The organism is Dictyobacter halimunensis, from assembly GCF_036245075.1.
Genome location: NZ_BSRI01000001.1, coordinates 919,916 through 939,394 on the forward strand (window position 1 = coordinate 919,916; position 19,479 = coordinate 939,394).

5 protein-coding genes and 2 pseudogenes are annotated in these 19,479 nt (G+C 56.3%); 1 reads left to right on the forward strand and 6 read right to left on the reverse strand.

From position 1 onward, the window contains the following. Positions 1 to 3 precede the first annotated feature (3 nt). Positions 4 to 1,764, reverse strand: coding sequence for a fatty acyl-AMP ligase (locus AABA21_RS03795; protein WP_338247655.1), 1,761 nt, complete (start codon positions 1,762 to 1,764; stop codon positions 4 to 6). Positions 1,765 to 1,977: 213 nt separating this feature from the next. Further along, on the reverse strand, positions 1,978 to 2,769 hold the full coding sequence (locus tag AABA21_RS03800) for a helix-turn-helix transcriptional regulator (RefSeq protein ID WP_338247656.1): 792 nt from the start codon (positions 2,767 to 2,769) through the stop codon (positions 1,978 to 1,980). A 378-nt stretch (positions 2,770 to 3,147) separates the two neighbouring features. Between AABA21_RS03800 and AABA21_RS03805 the strand changes: the two genes are divergently transcribed. Continuing rightward, complete coding sequence (locus AABA21_RS03805) at positions 3,148 to 3,918, forward strand: helix-turn-helix transcriptional regulator (RefSeq protein ID WP_338247657.1); 771 nt, start codon at positions 3,148 to 3,150, stop codon at positions 3,916 to 3,918. A 216-nt stretch (positions 3,919 to 4,134) separates the two neighbouring features. Here AABA21_RS03805 and AABA21_RS03810 read toward each other — a convergent pair whose 3' ends face one another. The 4 genes and pseudogenes from AABA21_RS03810 to AABA21_RS39650 form a co-directional block, all read right to left on the reverse strand. Continuing rightward, entirely contained in the window at positions 4,135 to 8,199 is a 4,065-nt protein-coding gene (locus AABA21_RS03810; protein WP_338247658.1) for a non-ribosomal peptide synthetase, read from the reverse strand. A 90-nt stretch (positions 8,200 to 8,289) separates the two neighbouring features. Then, a complete protein-coding gene (locus tag AABA21_RS03815; protein ID WP_479430357.1) occupies positions 8,290 to 16,173 on the reverse strand; it encodes an amino acid adenylation domain-containing protein in 7,884 nt (2,627 codons plus the stop codon). A 9-nt stretch (positions 16,174 to 16,182) separates the two neighbouring features. Beyond that, positions 16,183 to 18,024: pseudogene (locus tag AABA21_RS39645) on the reverse strand (amino acid adenylation domain-containing protein); the annotation flags it as partial. A 12-nt stretch (positions 18,025 to 18,036) separates the two neighbouring features. Then, positions 18,037 to 19,476 (reverse strand): annotated as a pseudogene (locus tag AABA21_RS39650) (condensation domain-containing protein); the annotation flags it as partial. Positions 19,477 to 19,479: the final 3 nt, after the last annotated feature.

Consider the following 19,479-nt stretch of genomic DNA (forward strand, 5'->3'; position numbering starts at 1 on the left):
GGACTAAGCCCTCCACTCCTTGAAGTCGTTACGCAAAAAGGCGGCCCGACAGGAGCGCCGCTGCACCTTCCCACTGGAAGTCTTATGGATACCATTGATGCGCAACAGCGCGACCTTATACACTGACAAATCATGATAGTCCGCGATCGAGCGGCGAATATTTTTCAGGATCTCCTGGCGCGCGGCATGCTCTGAGAGGCCATCTTTGGCGAAGTTATAGCGATGATCCACTTCCACCATCACTACCAGGCGTTCCTCCTGTTCATGCTCAATAGAGAACGCGGCGCTACACCCTGGTCGCAGGGCAGGATGGCTGAGCTCAACCGTCTTCTCAATGTCCTGAGGATAATAATTACGTCCACCCAGAATGATCAGGTCCTTCAGGCGACCAGTGACAAAAAGCTGCCCATTCTGATACGCTCCCAGATCGCCAGTACGCAAAAAGGGTCCCTCACCCGTTGCCAGATGAGCCTGCATCGTCTGAGCCGTCTCCTCAGGCCGCTGCCAGTAGCCCCGCGTGACACTGGGACCTGATACCCAGATCTCGCCCACTTCATCCACATTACATGCCTGGAACGTTTCTGGATTGACGATGACGATATCCACTCCCTTTTCTCGTACCGCACCTCCACAGCCAACCAGCTGCTGTACATCATCAATCGCGGCCCCGGCCGCAATGACCAGGTTCTCTTCTAGAGCCGACTGGCTGATATTCTTGATATAGGGCGCATTGTCAAGCTGCTCACAGCAGACCATCAGAGTGTTTTCGGCCAGACCAAAGCCTGGCATAAAGGTGGTGGAACGAAAACCACGGCCGGCAAACATTTGCGTAAACCGATGCAATGTTTCGGCCCGGATAGGCTCGGCCCCATTGAGGGCGACCGTCCATGAACTCAGATCAAGGCTGGCGAGATCACTTTCTCCGATGCGCCGCATGCAGAGCTCATAGGCAAAGTTTGGCGCGCAGCTAAAGGTGCCTTTATAATCAGTAATCGCCTGGAGCCAGCGCAGAGGGCGCTGCAGAAAATCCGCCGGCGTCATAAAGACCGAGGGCACATTGCCATAGAGCGGCAGCAACATACCGGCGATCAGCCCCATGTCATGGAAGATAGGGAGCCAGGAGACGCCAACAGAATCGCTTGTAATACCTAGCTGGTCATGCAGCATAGAAAGATTGTGCAGCAGATTAGTATGGCTGACCATCACACCCTTGGGGCTAGAAGTAGAGCCGGACGTATACTGGAGAAAAGCGAGCGAATCGCCATCAATATCTGGCGCTATCCATGCATCGGCTATAGAGACATCTACCGCATCGGTCGTCAGCCATGTCAGGCGCTCTAGTCCCGCCACATTTTCGGTCCACTGCTGCACTTTATCCGCAATGGTCGATGTTGTTAATACGATTGAAGCACTGGCGTCATCAACAATAGCTTGAATACGGGGGAGTGCGCGCTGTGAATGAGGAGGATAAGCAGGGATGGCGATCGCGCCAGCGTACAGACAGCCAAAGTAGGCCGCCATATAATCGATACCTGAAGGGTAGAGCAAAAGGACCTGCCTGCCCTCCCCTCCCTTCTGACGCAGGACACTGGCAATCGCACGAGCACGAGTATCTAACTCAAAATAGCTCACACTCTCGTTGGCTGCCTCACCGTACCGCAAAAAAGTATACGCAGTGCTACATGGATTCTCGCGTGCCCGCAACTGTAGAAGATCAACAATTGTATTCACTTCTACAGTGGTAGAAGTCATTGTTTGACTCATGCTCTACTCCTTACCTATGCAAATCTGGAAGTTCAAACAGCAGGACTGGACATGTGCGAAGCTAGCTAGCAAACAAGCCACGCACCTGTACATTGTCGTACTGTACGAGTATAGATGCTGAATAGGAAAGGATGTATTATGTGGGCAGGGCATTTTTTATACACAGGAATATACTTTTTATGCAGCGTCGTAGATAAAATAGCGGTGAGATCACTAGCGACGCGCAAAGCTTAAAACTTTGTGTTGCTGCACCTGTAACGCATGGAGGTGCTCTTGATCAAAGGGGACAACAAAGGGCACCCTGGCTGGCACCAGGGATTTGTGCTCCAGCTCTTGAAACCCCAGCTTTCGTACCAGCTTCTCGCCCGCACTTGAGGAGGTCACCGTGTAAATCTTATCGAACAGATAGCCGTTGCTTCTTAAATGTAAAAGCAGATCAGCAAAGCGAGAAATAAGGATGCCGGCAAATAATGTACGCAGGTGGCTACTGAGAGCTGGATCAATGACCATCACGTCGATATAAATAGTAAAGGGCTCAAGGCGCGGAAAAGGCTGCACATCGCTCACTTTAATCTCACGCTCAATTTTTTTACCGGTCAGGAGCTGATCCAACACTTCGTCAGAGAAAAAAAACATCGAGATATAGCCAACCACCGTTCCCTCCACCTTGAGCGAATGAAAGGTAAATTCATTTTTCTGCTGGAACAGGATCCGCTCCGGCAACGGTGTAATAAAATTGCGTCCAAAAGCGCGCGCCCCGATCTCCAACTCTTCAATCTGGTCGGCGATCATTGAACGGCCGAAGGTAATGCCCTGATCTTGCTCAAACAGCATCTGCATCGACAACGCCAGCCCATCAATATCACGGCGAGGATACACCCCTTGCTTCATACCAGGAGGAACTACTTTTCTGATGAAGCCCTGCTTCACTTTGCGGAAAAACATGGCTTTTGATAAGCCTAGTCGCTGCTGCGCTTCTGAAGCTGTATAATATTGATCAGTCATGGGTCAGCCTTTCTCTCCTACAATCTACCATATTAAAATATAACACATTACAGAGACTTTGTAAACTTTTGGAAATCAGTACATATGTTTGCTACTATAGCAGCTTATTTGAAAAACTTGATGCTCAAGAAAACCATTGCCCTCCTCTCTCACGCGAGAATCAAAGGTAAATCTCAAGAAATAGAGATTCTATTTTAGATTTAGTGAATATTACGTATTTTTGATAGCATGCGGCCGTTTGGTTGTCGATAAAAGCATTCAAACCATGGAAGATAAAGTTGAATTATTTCCACTATTGTATACATTAAAAACAATGCATGCTATAATAAAGGCAACAGGAAATATCCTGCTTTATGCCAAAAGGAGACATAGCAACATATGCCCCAACAGTATTACACAGCCTCTGAGGCACAGCAAAAGCTAGGTTTTTCTCGAGCAGCTTTCTTCCGCAAGGTGAAGCAAGGTATCATCCATAAGGTTGTCCTCCCAGGAATGAAACAGGGGGTGTACCCCAAAAGGGATATTGATGCCTTAGCCCTTTCGATGCAGACCGTTTTTGAGCAATTTCAGGATATCGTTTTCAGCCATTCCAGCCCTGAAGAACAAAAAGAAGAGATGGAGATTGGTATTCGTGTCTTTGGCAAAGATTTTATTACCCCTCTCCCTGAACGCATCGCCTTCCAGGAAAAGTGTGAGTTCACCTTTCATTCTCTAAAAGCGCATGGCAAGGTCGTTGGTTATTTCTCACTCTTTCGCTTTACGGATGAATTTCTGGAAAAACTTTTACATGGTGAACAGGTTGAGCGTAATATTACCCTGGATAACATCCTACCATTTACCCGCCTTGAACGTTTCCATCTCTATATTGATGTTCTTGCAATTGATCCTCTTCTTTCTCATCATCTCAGAAATCTTTATGCGGGCCTGCTTGTTTCCCACCTCTTTCATTTATTAGTCTCTTTCCATAACAATGGTTACTTGATTGACAAGGTCTATACCATTACCAGCAATCAAGAGACGGATAAGCTGGCTGCCCGCTTCAACTTTCACAAAGTACAGACCCGATCCCTCACTCCGAACCGTATCGTCTGGGAGCTCCCATTGCGTGAACAGCAACTCCAGCAGCTCTCATCTTTCTGGCATGGCTAGCAGATGATACCAACGTCTTTTCTATGCCTGCAGGCCCACTCACTGAGAGAAAACCCAGGCTCATTCAGTCGCCTATACAGATCCTGCATACTACACTTCCCTCTATCTGCATTCATCCTCTTCTATGATCCAGTTTCTTCTCTATTTCTCCAGAAACCATATAGCCTCTCAACAAAACCAGGGCGGCCGCTTACGCGGTCGCCCATGTGGGAGCGCTCACGCGGCCTTGATACCTTGAGATTGTGTGCTGAGTAAGGACGAGAGCAAGCGTGCCAGTTCCTGTACATATGGCTCGTCGACCATCTCGCTATGTGGGCCCGGTACGATATGGGCGATAATTTCTCGCTGGGATAAACGTTCCCAACCACCCGTCAGTGCGAGCGGTGATGCAGCTCCTTCCGTATTCAGCCTTCCTTTGCTCCACTCCAGGACCTCACTTGAACGGAAGAAGGTGATGCCACCAGGATACACCTCTGGCCTGTAGTACTTGACGGCTAACAGGTTGCGGCAGTTGATATAGGCAAGGCGTCGGAACTGCTCAAAGCCGGTATCTGCGGGAATGCGATTCGCCTGCCTGGCCTGATTCCAGGCATGCTCCAGCTGTATCCCGGGCTCATAGCGCGCCAGATCCTCCGCACTTAAGCTCAAAACTCCTTCTTCCCGCAGGACATCAGCCACCACCTGATCATTGATGGAGCTGGTGGCAGCGGCAGGTAAGGGCTGCTCCGTCAGCATGGAAGGCGGGACACTGCTATCAATCAGGGCCAGCAACGCGACATGCTCCCCTAACCGGGTGAGCTGCTGCGCGATCTCAAAAGCGACCACGCCACCCAGCGACCAGCCACCGATCTGATAAGGTCCCGAAGGCTGGACCTCTCGTATGGCCCCCACATATTGGGCAGCCATCGCCTCCAGGCTCAGGCTTCCCTGATCCCCCTCAGGCGCCTGCAGTCCATAGAATGGCTGCGCGTTTCCCAGAGCGTGGGCAAAGGCCTGATAGCGAAACACGGTCCCGCCCGAAGGATGGACGCAGAAGAACGGAAGGCGATCACCCTGCGTCTGCAGCGGCACAACGATTGAGGGCGCCTCTTCTGGCACGTCGCGCCGCAAGATACGGGCAAAGGCGGCCAGGGTCGGATGCTTGAATAAGGTTGAAAGCGCCAGGTCACACTGGAATTCCTTATGAATCAACGACATCAAGCGTACCGCGATGATAGAGTTTCCACCCAGGTCAAAAAAGTCATCCAGCGCACCAATCTTATGCACCGAGAGAATCTGAGACCAGATGTGAGCCAGGCGCATCTCGATATGATCACGTGGTCGCACATAGGTCTTCTCTATCTCAACGGATTCGCTGCTCTCCGCCTTGATGGGCTCCTGCTCACGCAGTTTCTTGCTATCTATCTTCCCATTGAGCGTCAACGGCAGCGAGGCGAGCTGCACAATAGTCTGGGGCAGCATATACGCTGGCAGGCGCTCACGCAGAAAGGTCTTCAGCTCTTTTTCGGTCAGGATGGAGGATGGCGCCCCCACTACGTAGGCCACCAGCTTCTGCCCACCTGGCTGTCCTTCTTGCATCAGGGCAACGCATTTCTGCACCAGCTCATGCTTCTGCAGCGCCTGCTCGATCTCACCCAGCTCAACGCGATAGCCGCGAATCTTGACCTGGCCATCGGCCCGGCCCAGAAACTCGATCTTGCCGTCGGAGCGGTAACGGGCCAGATCACCTGTGCGGTAATAACGCACCTCCTCTTGCCCATCCCACCGCTTCAGCAAAAACTTCGCCTGCGTCTGCTCTGGCTTATTGAGGTATCCCTGGGCCAGTCCAGCGCCCGCAATATACAGCTCACCCGCCACCCCTACCGGTACCATATTGCCGCCCGCATTCATAACGGCAACGGAAAGATTGCCAATAGGGCTCCCAATCGGCACGCTCGCCTCCCCGTGTTGACCTTGGGCGATCTGCTGGACATGGCCGAGACGATTGACCAGCGCCCCGATGGTGGTTTCAGTTGGGCCGTAGTGATTGATAATTTCGCATGGAGCCTGCACCTCCACCAGGCGCTCCAGTAGTGAACGGCCCAGGGCCTCTCCGCCCAGAATCAGCTGCTGCCGCGGCAAGGAGACGCTGGCATCATCGACAGCGCTATCACTGGCCAGCAAAGCGTTCAGATGTGACGGGACGATCTTTAAGACATCGATCGGATGCTGCCGCAGATACTGACGCCAGCGCGCGGCCGAGGTGGCGATCTCGTAATCGAGGATATGCAGGCACCCACCGGTCACCAGCGAGCCAAAGATGACAGTATTGCCAAGGTCGGCCGCCAGCGTTGAGACTGTGGCAAAGTGCCAGCCGGGCTGCCAGGCCAGCTGCTGCCACAAGCTCTGTATATAGTTACTGACACTTGCGTGCTGAATAAGCACACCCTTCGGATTTCCAGTTGAGCCGGATGTATAAATCACATAAGCAAGGTCCGTCAGCTGGAGGTCCAGAGGCACCTCACCAGCCAGCTCATCATTGTCGCTCTCCTCTGAATGTTCAAGAATGAGAGGCTGAACAGGATAATCCATGAACAGGTGGCACAAATGTTTCTGCGTCACGACGGTTGTCACCTGGGCATCCTGCAGTTGATAGTGCAAGCGCTGCAGCGGCAACTGGGTGTCCAGAGCCATGTACGCTCCACCAGCCTTGAGGATGCCGAGCAGCCCGACAATCATCTCAACCGACCGCTCAACGCAGAGAGCCACCACGGTATTCCGTCCCACACCCTGACCCAGCAAAGCGTACGCGACGCGATTGGCGCGTCGGTTCAGCTCAGCATAGGTCAGCGCCACACCATTGTGCAGGACCGCCACCTCGTCAGCATGATCTATCACCTGCCGCTCAAACAGCTGCACCAGGCTCAGGGCCGGAAATTGTATCGTGGGACCCTGAAAGCGGGCGCGCAATTGCTGCTCCTGCCAGGATTGGAGCAGGCGCAGGCTCTTCATTGGAGCCTCAGGCCGGGCGAGCGCATCTTCCAGCAGGGTACTAAATGCCAGCGTTAGCGCCGTGACCTCATGGGACGGGAAACAGTTGGCCGCGAAATGCAGATTCAAACTCAGGCCATCCCCATCATGGATCGCCTCTAGCTTCAGGTGAAACGGTTCGCTACATTGATAGCAGAAACGCAACGAGAATGTCACCGAACCTCCCTGCTCCTCGCCAGCGACATTGTGCTCGCGCACATAGGTATATTGCACCGGCAACTGCCTGCACACCTCCTGATCATGCTGGCTCCAGGAGAAATAGTTTTGCTCCTCTAAAGCGTTGTCGTATGTACGGCTAATCTGGTGCATCAGATGGGTCCATGTCTCTCCTATCTCAACCATAGCCGGCAGCGGCACAAAGCGGGTGTAGAGACCAGGGATACTGGCAAGCTCTTCATAGGTGCGACCATCGTTGCCCACGCCAACAATGATCTCTTCATGATTGGTATACAGGGCGAGAAAGAGATACCAGGCGGATAAGATGATATGCTCGACCGGCACCTGCTGTTCATTCGCCAGCGCCTCCAATGCCGGCAGCAGCGCAGTGGAGCAGGGGATCTGCCGCACCTGTGGCAGGAAGGCGGTCTCCTCAGATGCAGTGGCACCGGGAATGGAGAAAGTATCGAGCGCGGACAGATCCAGGTGTTGCCAGAGCATACTATGTTCGGCCGCGTCTTCTTCCTGCAACAACTCGTTCTGCCAGGCGGACACGTCGATGTACTGTAGCGGTTCCTCCTCCTCCGTTTCCTCCTTTTCCGGCACCTGCAGACTGTCGTACGCCTGCTGCAATTCCACACCCAGGAGCTGCAGAGTCTTACGGTCGGCGCAGAAAGCTGGCAGGCTGACGATGAGCATATGCCGAGCCGCATCCAGGGTCAAAACGTGGCAGCGCAGACATGGCATCTGACCAATACTGGCCGGCTGGGCGCGTAGTTGCAGCAGCAGATCATCGATAAAGCTCTGCCGCTCAGACGGCGACAGGTGCTCCAAGGAGGTAACCTGATACCCATAGTTGGGCTTCCCCACAATTTGCATCGGCACATCCATCCCCGGTGGCGTATAGAAAGAGGTACGCAAAATTTCGTGGCGCTCGACGACACGCCCTATCGCCTGGGAAAGGAGATCCAGGGACAGCGGACCGCTCAGTTCGATCGCACCTACTGCATGATAGACCGGATTATGCTGATAGAAATCCCATAGACGCGCCTGCTGAACGGATAGGGGCGAGGCGTGAAGCTGCGACGTTTCCATAAATTTGTAGCTCCTTTGTTTTACTCAGGATGATCAAAAAAGGTAGCAAGCAGATCGCGAGTGGTGAATCCTCGCGATCTGCGATAGCACTTAAAGGTCGGTTAGCTGGGTGCGCTTCCCTTTGATGCTGCCTAACTTGCGCAAGCTCGCAGCGCGCCGCTCCTGCCTGCTCTGCTCACTATTCCCCAGCACAGAGCCCTTTCCAGGCACGCTACGCGCATCGCGCGTTATATCGGCAGAAATCACAATGTCTGCGATCTTAAGATCAGGCTGTGCCAGTGCTGCCTGCAGGAATTGCACAAAGGCTGCCACCAGGCGCTGCATGCTCGCAGCCTCAAAGAGGTCTGTACTATAGGTAATCGAGCCTGTCATCCCTCCTTCGGCCGTTTCAGCCATAAAGACAGCAAAGTCGAACTTTGAGCTGGTTACGTCATTGGGCAGTTGCGAGATACGCAAGCTATCGTCCTGCCCGCTATGCGTCCCCATAGAGCCATCAGGAGTATTTTGCAGCACGAAGAGTAGATTGATGAGCGGTGTACGGCCATAGCTGCGCTTGAGGTGCAGGCGATCAACCAGCACATCGTAGGGCAGATCCTGGTAGGTATAGGCACCCAGAACATTCTCGCGTACGCGAGCCAGGGCCTGGCGGAACGAAGGCTCCCCGCTCAAATCCGTTCTCAAGGCCAGTAGATTGATAAAGAAACCGATCAGCGCCTCGGTCTCCTGGCGCGTTCGATTGGCGATGTCCGTTCCAACGACGATGTCTTCAACCCCTGTCTTACGCGCGAGCACGCATTTGAAGGCCGTTAACAGCGTCATAAAGATGGTGGCTGCTTCCTGCTGGCTAAAGGTTTTCAAGGCTCGTGTCATATCCTCGGAGAGGGTAAACACATAGTTGGCCCCACGGTGGCTGCTGACATCCGGACGCGGGTGATCAAGCGGATACTCAAAGGCCTGCGCGCCTGTGAGGCGCTGCTGCCAGTACGCCAGGTGCTCGGCACAGCCATCCCCTTGGAGCCACTGCCTCTGCCAGGCAGCGAAATCGGCATATTGAATGGTCAGCTCTGGCAATGGAGACGATTGTTGATGGCTGCGCGCCTGGTAGAGAGCCTGCACCTCGGAAGAGAAGATCCCGATTGACCAGCCATCGGTGATGATGTGATGCATCGTGACCAGGAACAGGTGCTTGTGCGGCTGCAGTTTTACCAGCAGTGTACGCAAGAGGCTATCCTGAGCCAGGTTGAAGGGGCGAGCAGCCTCCTGTCGCAAAAGCTCGTTGACCGCCTGCTCCTGCTGTCCCTCTTCCATAACGCTCAGATCCAGCACTGGCAGCGTAAAGTTGGTGGCAGGTGGAGCGATACGCTGTATGGCCTCCCCATCAATGGTTGGGAAGGTTGTACGCAGACTCTCATGGCGGCGGATGATCTCCTGCACGCTCCAGGCTAGCGCCTCTTGATTGAGCGGCCCTTCCAGTTGCAGGAATAACGGGATGTTTTGCGCGCTATCACCGGGATGCAGTTGATCCAGGAACCAGAGCCGCTGCTGCGCAAATGAGAGCGGCAACTGCTGGTCTCGCGACACGACGGTCAGGGTAGGCAACTGTGCAGGTTGCTCATTGCGGCGCATGAAGCCATCGATCAGAGCGGCCTGGTCCGCGATGGAGGTAGCGGTAAACAGGCTGCGCAGTGAGAGCTCCATCCCCGCTTTGCGCAACCGCGTCAATAGTTGCGTGGCCAGCAGAGAGTGGCCGCCCAGCTCAAAAAAGTTATCATGGATGCTGATCCGCTCGCGCCCCAGCACAGCACACCAGTGCTCAAGCAGCTGTGCTTCGAGCTCGGTACGCGGCGCGACCAGCGATTCCCCCGCCTCGGTCTTCACCGCCTCAGGAGCGGGCAAGGCCTTGCGGTCAATCTTTCCATTGGGCGTGAGAGGGAAGGCATCCAGCATCACAAAGGCGGAGGGCAGCATGTACTCCGGCAGGTGTCCACGCACCAGCGCGCGCAGCTCAGGAATGAGCGTCGCCTGTAGCCCGGGTCCAACTAGATAGGCCACGAGGCGTTGATCACCCGGCCGATCTTCCCGTACCATGAGCAGGCTTTCCTGGACCGCGTCATGCTGGTTTAAGACATCTTCGATCTCGCCCAGCTCAATGCGTAGACCACGCAATTTGACCTGGTGGTCGATACGCCCTAAAAACTCTATGTTTCCGTCAGGGAGGTAGCAGGCCAGGTCGCCGGTGCGATACAGACGTCCACCCGGCTCGCTCGTGAAAGGATCGGGGATAAACTTGCTGGCAGTCAGCTCTGGCATCTCCAGATAGCCCCAGGCCAGGCCCACACCCGCGATGTGCAGTTCACCGGGCACGCCCACCGGTACCGGCTGCAAGCCAGCATCCAGCAGGTAGATCTGGAAGCGCTGAATCGGCGTGCCAATCGGCGGCCGGCGCTTGAGCTGTGGCGTACACTCCATGATCGTGGCACAGATCGTGCTCTCGGTCGGCCCATACGCGTTATAGAAGCGGCGCCGCTCTGGATCGGTCCAGCGACGCATCAGTTCCTCCGAGCAGGCTTCACCGACCACCACGATTCTGGCCAGGTCCGGCACATCTTCGGGGTTTAACTGCGCCAGCATCGATGGCGCCAGGGTCACCATACTGATGCGCTGCCGACAGATCAGATCAACCAGAGTATGCGTAGAGAGGAGCTCATCTGCCTGCGCCAGACACAGGGTCGCGCCGGTACACAGCGCGCCAACGATGTCCCAGACCGATGCATCAAAGCTTATCGATGCAAACTGCAAGATGCGATCCTCTGGCGTGAGCGCGAACGCCGCCATCTGGGCATCAACCAGATTGGCCAGGCCATAGTGTGGGACCAGAACTCCCTTGGGTTTCCCCGTTGAACCCGATGTAAAGATGATATAGGCCAGGTCGCTCGCATCCACCGCTACCTGGGGCGCGCTGTCCTGTTCCTGTATCAGGGACGGTGCCAGCTGGTCCAACAGCAGCAGCTGCGCCTGATCGAAAGAAAGCTGCCGGGCAAGCGCCTGATTACTCAGAATGAGCTGGATGCGCGCATTCTCAACCATATACTTCAAGCGCTGCACAGGATAGGCCGGATCAAGGGTTACGTAGGCGGCTCCGGCTTTCAAAACGGCCAGGATACTGATAACCATCTCAAAGGAGCGCTCAACACACACCCCGATGCGATCACCACGCTTGATGCCCTGTCGCAGCAGATAATGGGCCAGCTGGTTCGCGCGCTGATCCAGCTGCCGGTAGCTCAGGCTCTGCTCACCAAAGACCAGGGCCTGCTGCTGTGGTGCACGCTCCACCTGACGCTCAAACATATGCTGCCAGCAACGCGGTGTATACGAACTCCTGGTATCATTCCAGCCATGTAGCAGCTGATCCCGCTCATCCTCTGAGAGCAGCGCCAGCTGGCTGAGTCGCTGTGATGGGTCACCCACCAGGCTGACCAGCAGGTTCTGCCAGTGCGCGAACATACGCTCAACGGTCGCTTGCTCAAACAGGTCCGTATTGTATTCAATCGCGCAGTTCAGGCCTTGCTCACTATCGCCCAGGACCAGGCTCAAGTCGAAGCGTGACGTCTGGCCTGTCACTTCAAATGGGCTGATGGCCAGGCCCGCCACCTCTTCATTCACGCGGTTTGTCTGCAGACCACTCTGCAGGCTAAAGAGGACCTGGAAGAGGGGTGAGCGACTGGGATCGCGCTCGGGCTGTACGGCCTCAACAACCTTCTCAAAAGGGACCTCTTTATACATGTGTGCGTTCAGCGTGGTCTCACGCACGCGCCGCAGCAGTTGACGAAACGTGGGATCGCCTGAGAGATCGCTCCGCAGCACCAGGGTATTGACGAAGAAGCCGATCAGTCCCTCCAGCTCCACCTGGTCGCGATTGGCGATCGGGGTGCCTACGCTGATATCATGCTGTCCACTGTAGCGGCTGAGCAGGGTTTGAAATGATGCTAGCAGCAGCATAAAAAGCGTGACGCCTTCCTGCCGGCCAAGCTGCTTTAATTGCGCAGCCAATGAGATCGGGAGATGGCGCAGGATGGTCGCACCATGCTGCGTCTGTACAGCTGGTCTTGGATGGTCAGTCGGCAACTGCAAGGTCTCCGCACCCACCAGCTGGGACTTCCAGTAGGCCAGCTGGGCACCCAGGCGGGCGCCCTGCAGCCAGTTACACTGCCAGCTGGAGTAATCCGCGTACTGTATCGGCAGTGGTTGAAGCTGCGCATCCAGCTTTTCGTGCTCGGCTTTATACAGCGTCGTTAGCTCATGTACAAAGATCTCCGTTGACCAGCCATCCCAGACGATGTGGTGCACCGTTATGAGCAATACATAGTCGTGCTCGGTCAGCCAGAACAGGTTCACGCGCAGCAGTGGCCCCTGGGACAGCGAGAAGGGCTGCCTCAGCTCATGCTGGATGCGATCTGCAAGCTCCCGCTCGCGCTCCACTCCACCGCATCCACGCAGGTCTTGATGCCGCACATGAACAGGCGAGACCGGCAAGATCACCTGGGCCGGCTGGCCCTCTCGGCTCTGGAAGATGGTGCGCAGAACCTCATGGCGCGCCACGATCCGCTGCAAGCCGCGCTCCAATGCGGACTCGTCCAGTTCTCCCTGCAATCTGAGGATCAATGGCATCGTATACGCGCTGCTCCCCTCAGTCAGCTGGTCCAGCAGCCAGAGACGCTGTTGGGCGAATGAGAGCGGCAGGGCCTCATCGCGTGAGACTGGCAAGAGAGGCGATGGCAACAGATCCTGCTCTGTCTGCAGCAGCTCCTGGATCAGCGCCGCCTGGTCCGCCACCGTGACGGCATGAAAGATAGCGCGCATCGAGATCTGTACATTAAAGGTGGCGCGCAGACGTGCGATGAGCTGATTCACCAGCAGCGAGTGGCCGCCGATCTCAAAAAAGTTATCCTCGATACCGACCTGCTGATAACCCAGAATCTCGCGCCACAGTGCCAGGATAAGCTCTTCAAAGCTATTGCGGGGAGCCGCCAGTTGCCGCAACTGTGACTCTGATGCCTCCACCGGAGCTGGCAGATTCTTGCGATCAACCTTTCCATTGGGCGTAAGTGGTAAGCTCTCCAGCAGGACACAGGTACCGGGGACCATATATTCAGGCAAAGCGTCGCGCAGGTAGTGGCGTAGCTCCACCATGGTCGGAGCCATACCCACCTCTGGCACTACATACGCTACCAGCTGTTGATTGCCCGCCGAGACCTCATAGACGATGACCGCGCAGGACTGTACCGCCGGATGCTGAGCCAGGACGGTCTCGATCTCACCCAGCTCAATGCGATGGCCGCGTAGCTTGACCTGCCGATCGGTTCGACCCAGGCATTCCAGCTTGCCAGCCGTATTCCAACGAGCCAGGTCGCCGGTACGATACATGCGCGCACCGGGATGCACACCGAACGGCTCAGGCAAGAATCTTTCAGCGGTTAACTCCGGTCGCTGGCGATATCCCCAGGCCAGGCCATCACCCGCGATGTACAATTCGCCAACTACTCCTGCCGGCGTTGGCATCAGATGCTCATCAAGGACATATATCCGGGTATTGGCTATCGGCCGGCCGATCAGCACCTCGCGCTCATCAACCACCTGATCGAGCGTTGACCAGATAGTTGTTTCGGTTGGCCCGTACATATTCCATAAGCTGGCGCCACGCTCAAGGAGCGGCCGCACGATCTCCTGTGGCAGAACCTCGCCGCCACACAGCATTTTCAAGCTCGCGCGTTGGACGTGCTGCTGTTCACCCGTCCAGCCACTCGTCAGCAGCATGCGCCAGGTCGCCGGCGTCGCCTGCATCAGGGTAGGCCTGACCTGCTCAAGCCAGTGCAAAAGATCAGCCCCATTAGTCGTCACCGCGCGACTCACGACAAACACCTGCGCGCCCACAGTCAGGGGCAAGAGCAATTCAAGGACCGCGATATCGAAGGAGAGCGAGGTCACAGCCAGAACGCGATCCTCAGCAGTCATCCCGGGACGGTTGGCGATGCTGGCAAAGAAGTTGACGACCGATTGATGAGGCAGGATCGTCCCCTTGGGCTTGCCCGTTGAGCCGGAGGTATAGATGACATAGGCCGGCTGCTGTGGATCAAATGGCACCTTTGGATTGGGTGCCCCCGCCTCGAAGTCAAGGTCTTCCAGGCAGACCACCTGAGCGTGATGAGGCGGCAAGCTGGCGACCAGCCAGGGCTGTGTGATGATGACCGGAACCTGGCTATCCTCCAGCATGTAGGCGACGCGATCCTGAGGATAATCGGGATCGATCGGCACATAGGCCGCCCCTGTCTTCAAGATGCCCAGCAACGCGACCAGCATTCCGGCTGAGCGCTCCATACAATGCCCAACCAGCATTCCGGGTCCTATCCCCAGCTGTACGAGATGGTGTGCCAGGACATTGGCCTGGTGATTGAGCTCTTGATAGGAAAGATGCGTCGTGTCAAAGTGCAACGCCGGTGCCTGTGGCGTGCGTTCAACCTGCTCCTCAAAGAGCTGATGGATACTCGTATCCCAGGTGTAAGGCTGCTCCGTCGCATTCCAGGTCTGCAGAAGCAGGCGGTGCTCCTGATCGGACAGCACATCACGTGCCTGGCTAGGAGCCGCGACATCGCAGGCAATCGTGGAGAGGGTCCGCGCATAATACTCGGCAATCCGCTGCAGCTGCTTCGTGCTAAAGGCTTCACCATTGCTTTGCAGAGAAAGGCGAATCTGGTCCGAGATGGGATCCACCATCACATTCGTGCTGAGGGCGAAATTGTTGCGCTCAAAACCATGCTGCCCGAGCACTTTCATATCTGAAGCCGCCGTGGATGAGAGCAGGTCTTTGTAGACGTGGAAGTGGGTATAGTTAAAGATAGCGTCAAAAAGGACGCCTCCGCCCTGGCGGCGCTGTATCTCTGCCAATGGATACCAACGATGCGCCAGCAGTTCCTGCTCCTGTTTGAAAACGGCTTGAATGAGCTCGCGCCAGCTGCCGCCGCTGAGATCACAGCGCAGCGGGAGTGTATTCAAGAACAGGCCCAGGATACGCTCGCTGTCCATCGTCTCAGGACGCCCATTGGAGACCAGTCCGGTGAGAATATCGCTCTGCCCGCTTAATGTGGAGAGCACGGCGAGATGGGCTGTGAGCAGCACACTTTTGTAGGGAACTGTGAGCTGCTGCGCCAGCTTCCTCAGGGCTCGCGCCGTATCGGGATTGAGCGTGAAGGTGAACTGGGGCACATCCTCTTCTTCGGGCTCCGTGGACGGCCAGGTGGGCAGAGGGGTAAGACTGTAGCCCGCCAGCTTCTCCTGCCAGTAGGCACCCTCATCGGGAGAGGCCAGCTGCCTGCGCTCCATGGCCACAAATTCATGATAAGAATGGGTGAGCGGCAACACAGCAACGTCTGGTTCGCCCTGTACGAGCTTGAGATAGATCGTAAAGAGCTCGGTCACCAATGAGGCAACGCTCCAACCATCCAGGATCGCGTGATGGCAGGTGAGTGAAAACTGAAATGAATGCTGGCCGCGCAGGTGAATCGTCACCCGTAACAGTGGAGCTTCCGCAAGATTGAGCACCTGCTGCCTGTCCTCTTCAAGCCAGCGCAGCAAGGTGGCGCGCTGCTCCTCTTCAGATAAGGCAGAAATGTCGTGGATAAAGAGCGGGATACACACCTCTTTATGCACGAATTGTAAGAACTCACTATAATTATTGATATCAAAAGAGGTTCGTAAGATAGGATGATGCGCGGCCAGCATCTGCAATGCCTGCTGGAGGTAGGCCGGGTTGAAAGCAGCTTCCAGGTGATAGCTGGTAATATCGTGGTACATGCCATTGGCGGCATGAAGCTGACTGTGGTAGAGCATGCCAGCCTGCATTAAAGCCAGTGGATAGGCGTCTTCAACATCGTCAGGTAACGCCAGGTGATCTTTCTCAGCGATGAGGCTAAACGGCAAGGCGGTTACCTGAACCGGCTGCTGCGGCTGCTGGATCTGGATCTGCTCCGCCAGTTCAGCGATAGTCTGGTATTGAAAGAGTTGCTGCAATGAAAAGTAGAGCTCGCGTTCTTTCGCCTTTGCCACAATCTGGATGCTGCGGATCGAGTCACCACCCAGGGTGAAGAAATTCGCATGAACGCCAACTTTGTCGCGCTGTAAGACCTCGCCCCAGATGGCAGCAAGCCGGGCTTCCAGAGAAGTGCGCGGAGCGACATACTCAAGCTCTAACTGGGCCAGGCTATTCTCGGGTGCCGGTAAGGCCCTGCGATCTAACTTCCCATTGGCGGTTAATGGCAACTCGGACAGGGTGATGAACAGCGCTGGCACCATATATTCGGGCAGATGGGCCTGAAGCTGCCGACGCAGCGCCCCGGTCTCCCAGTTGCTCCCTTCCTCCTGCACCAGGTAACCGACCAGCCTCTTGCCTCCCCGACCGTCCTCCGCTACCTGTACCGTGCAACCCCGGATCCCTGGCAGCTTGCGCAGCTGGCTCTCGATCTCTCCCAGCTCGATGCGGAAGCCACGGATCTTCACCTGCTGATCAATGCGACCCAGATACTCCAGCTCGCCCGCTCCCCGATAGCGCACCAGGTCTCCCGTCTGATACAGCCGCTCACCCGGCCCTCCAAAGGGCGATTGGATAAAGCGCTGCGCCGTCAGGGCCTCTCGATGCAGGTAGCCCGAGGCCAGTCCCGCTCCCCCCACGTAGAGCTGTCCCGCCACGCCCACCGGTACCGGCTGCAAGCGCTCACCCAGCACATACACCTGCAGATCGGCCATCGGCTGCCCGATCAGGCTACCACGCCCCTGCTCCACATCCTCCCAGCGGATCCGCCGGTAGGTCACATGTACCGTGGTCTCGGTGATCCCATACATGTTGATCAGCTGCGGTCGCTCATCCCCGTGCCGCTGCAGCCAGGGGCGTAGCCGTTCCAACTCCAGCGCCTCGCCCCCAAAGATCACGTAGCGTAAATTCAGCGCGGCTACTTGCTCCGGATCTACAGAGGCTTCCACTTGCTGCAGCTGCTCGAAGGCCGAAGGAGTCTGATTGAGCACCGTTACCTGCTCCCGCTGTAGCAGTTGATAGAACGCCTCCGGCGTCCGGCTGGTCTCGTAGGAGACGACCACCAGCTTGCCGCCATGCAGTAGCGCACCCCAGATCTCCCACACCGAGAAGTCAAAGGCATAGGAATGGAACAGCGTCCATACGTCCCGCTCGTCGAAGCGGAACCAGTGCTGTGTCGCCGCGAAGAGCCGCTGCACATTGGCGTGCGAGATGCACACGCCCTTGGGCTGCCCCGTCGAACCCGAGGTATAGATCACATAGGCCAGATCCTGGAGAGCATTCACTGGCTCTGGATTGTGCATCGGCTCCAGGGAGATGCTGGCCTCTGGCTCATCGAGCAAGAACAGTTGCAGCTCGGGCTGATCCGCGAACAGCTGGCTCTGCGTCTGCTCGCTCACGATGCGCGCCACTCTGGCATCCTCCAGCATAAAGCGCAGCCGATCCGCCGGGTAGCTGGGGTCCAGCGGCAGATAGGCTCCGCCCGCCTTCAGGATACCCAACAGGCCCACCAGCGTGTGCACCGATCGATCCACACACAACCCGACCAGTTGATTGGGTCCTACTCCCTGCCTCCGCAACGCGTGGGCCAGCTGATTAGCTCGCGCATTGAGCTGTGCATAGCTCAGCGCCTGTTGTTCATCCACCACCGCGATGGCCGTAGGATGGGCTTTGACCTGTCGCTCAAAGCTCTGCACCAGCGTCTCGCTCACCGGGAAGGTCTGCCGGGGCTCATTCCAGTCCACCAGCAGTTGCTGTCGCTCCTGGGCGCTCAGGAAGGAGATCTCTTGAATCGGCGTCTCTGGCTGACTGACCAGCGCGCTCAGCAGGCGCTGCCAGTGCCCGGTCAGCCGCTCGATCGTCTCGGCTTCAAACAGATCGCTGTTGTATTCCAGATCGAAGACGAGCCCCTGTGGTGTTTCAGAGGCAGCCATACTTACATCGAACTTGGCGGTTCTGTGAGGAGCCTCAAGCACATCGATCTGAATATCGGTCCACTGTTGCTGTTTGGCTGGTAGGTTCTGTAGCACAAAAAGGACCTGGAAGAGCGGCGAGCGGCTCCGATCCCGTTCTGGCTGCAGCGTATCGACCAGCTTCTCAAAGGGGATATCCTGATGGGCATAAGCCTGCAGGGCCACCTCTTTCACCCGGTGCAGGACCTCGCGGAAGTCGGGATTGCCCGAGAGATCGCTGCGCAGCACCAGCATATTGACGAAGAAGCCGATCAAGCCCTCCACCTGTTCCTGCGTCCGATTGGCAATCGGCGTCCCGACGCTGATATCCTCCTGTCCGCTATAGCGACTCAGCAGCACCTGCCAGGCCGCCAGCAGCGTCATAAACAGCGTGGTCCCCTCGCGCTGGCTCAGTTGCTTGAGCCGCTGGCTCAAGGCATTTGAGAGGGTCAGGCGTCGGCTGGCTCCACGATAGGTCTGCACCGCCGGACGGGGGTGATCGGTGGGCAAAGCCAGTGGCTCAGATCCCCCCAGCTGCTTCTTCCAATACTCTAGCTGGACATTCAGTACCTCGCCCTGCAGCCATTGGCGCTGCCAGCTGGCGTAGTCAGCATACTGCAGTGGTAGCTCCGGCAGTGGAGAAGGTTGGCCAGCCATAAACGTTGGGTAGAGCTGGCCCAGTTCATGGGATAAAACGCCCATGGACCAGCCATCGGCGATACTATGATGCAGGGTCAGCAGTAAGATAGCCTCCCGCTCAGAGAGCACGAGCAGACTGGCCCGGAACAGCGGCCCCTGCTCCAGGTCGAAGGGCCGCTGCGCCTCCTGCTCGATCAGGTTCGGGACCTGGTCCTGCCCCACATCTGACACAATAACCAGGCAAAAGCTCTCTACCGGATCAATCTGTTGATATGCCTCACCAGCACGCGAGACAAAACGGGTGCGCAAGCTTTCATGGCGGCGCACAATCTCGCGCAGTGTCTGCTCAAGGGCAGACACATTGAACGCGCCACGCAGGCGTAAAGCCAGCGGAATATTATAGACAGAGCTACCAGGTTCTAACTGATCAAGGAACCAGAGACGCTGCTGCGCGAATGAGAGTGGTGCCGGAGCACCGTCTTTACGACGCATCAAGACGGGATAGGACGCCGAATGCTCACGCTTCTCCGCGATATTCTTCAGAAAAAGCTTGCGCTTCTCTGGCGAAAGAGTGGCAATACGCTGAGCAAGACCAGGCATAATCATACT

Bases quoted from the DNA above. Each gene is read 5' to 3' on its own strand.
- AABA21_RS03795 (WP_338247655.1), bottom strand. From the start codon at position 1,764: ATGAGTCAAACAATGACTTCTACCACTGTAGAAGTGAATACAATTGTT.
- AABA21_RS03800 (WP_338247656.1), bottom strand. From the start codon at position 2,769: ATGACTGATCAATATTATACAGCTTCAGAAGCGCAGCAGCGACTAGGC.
- AABA21_RS03810 (WP_338247658.1), bottom strand. From the start codon at position 8,199: ATGGAAACGTCGCAGCTTCACGCCTCGCCCCTATCCGTTCAGCAGGCG.
- AABA21_RS03805 (WP_338247657.1), top strand. From the start codon at position 3,148: ATGCCCCAACAGTATTACACAGCCTCTGAGGCACAGCAAAAGCTAGGT.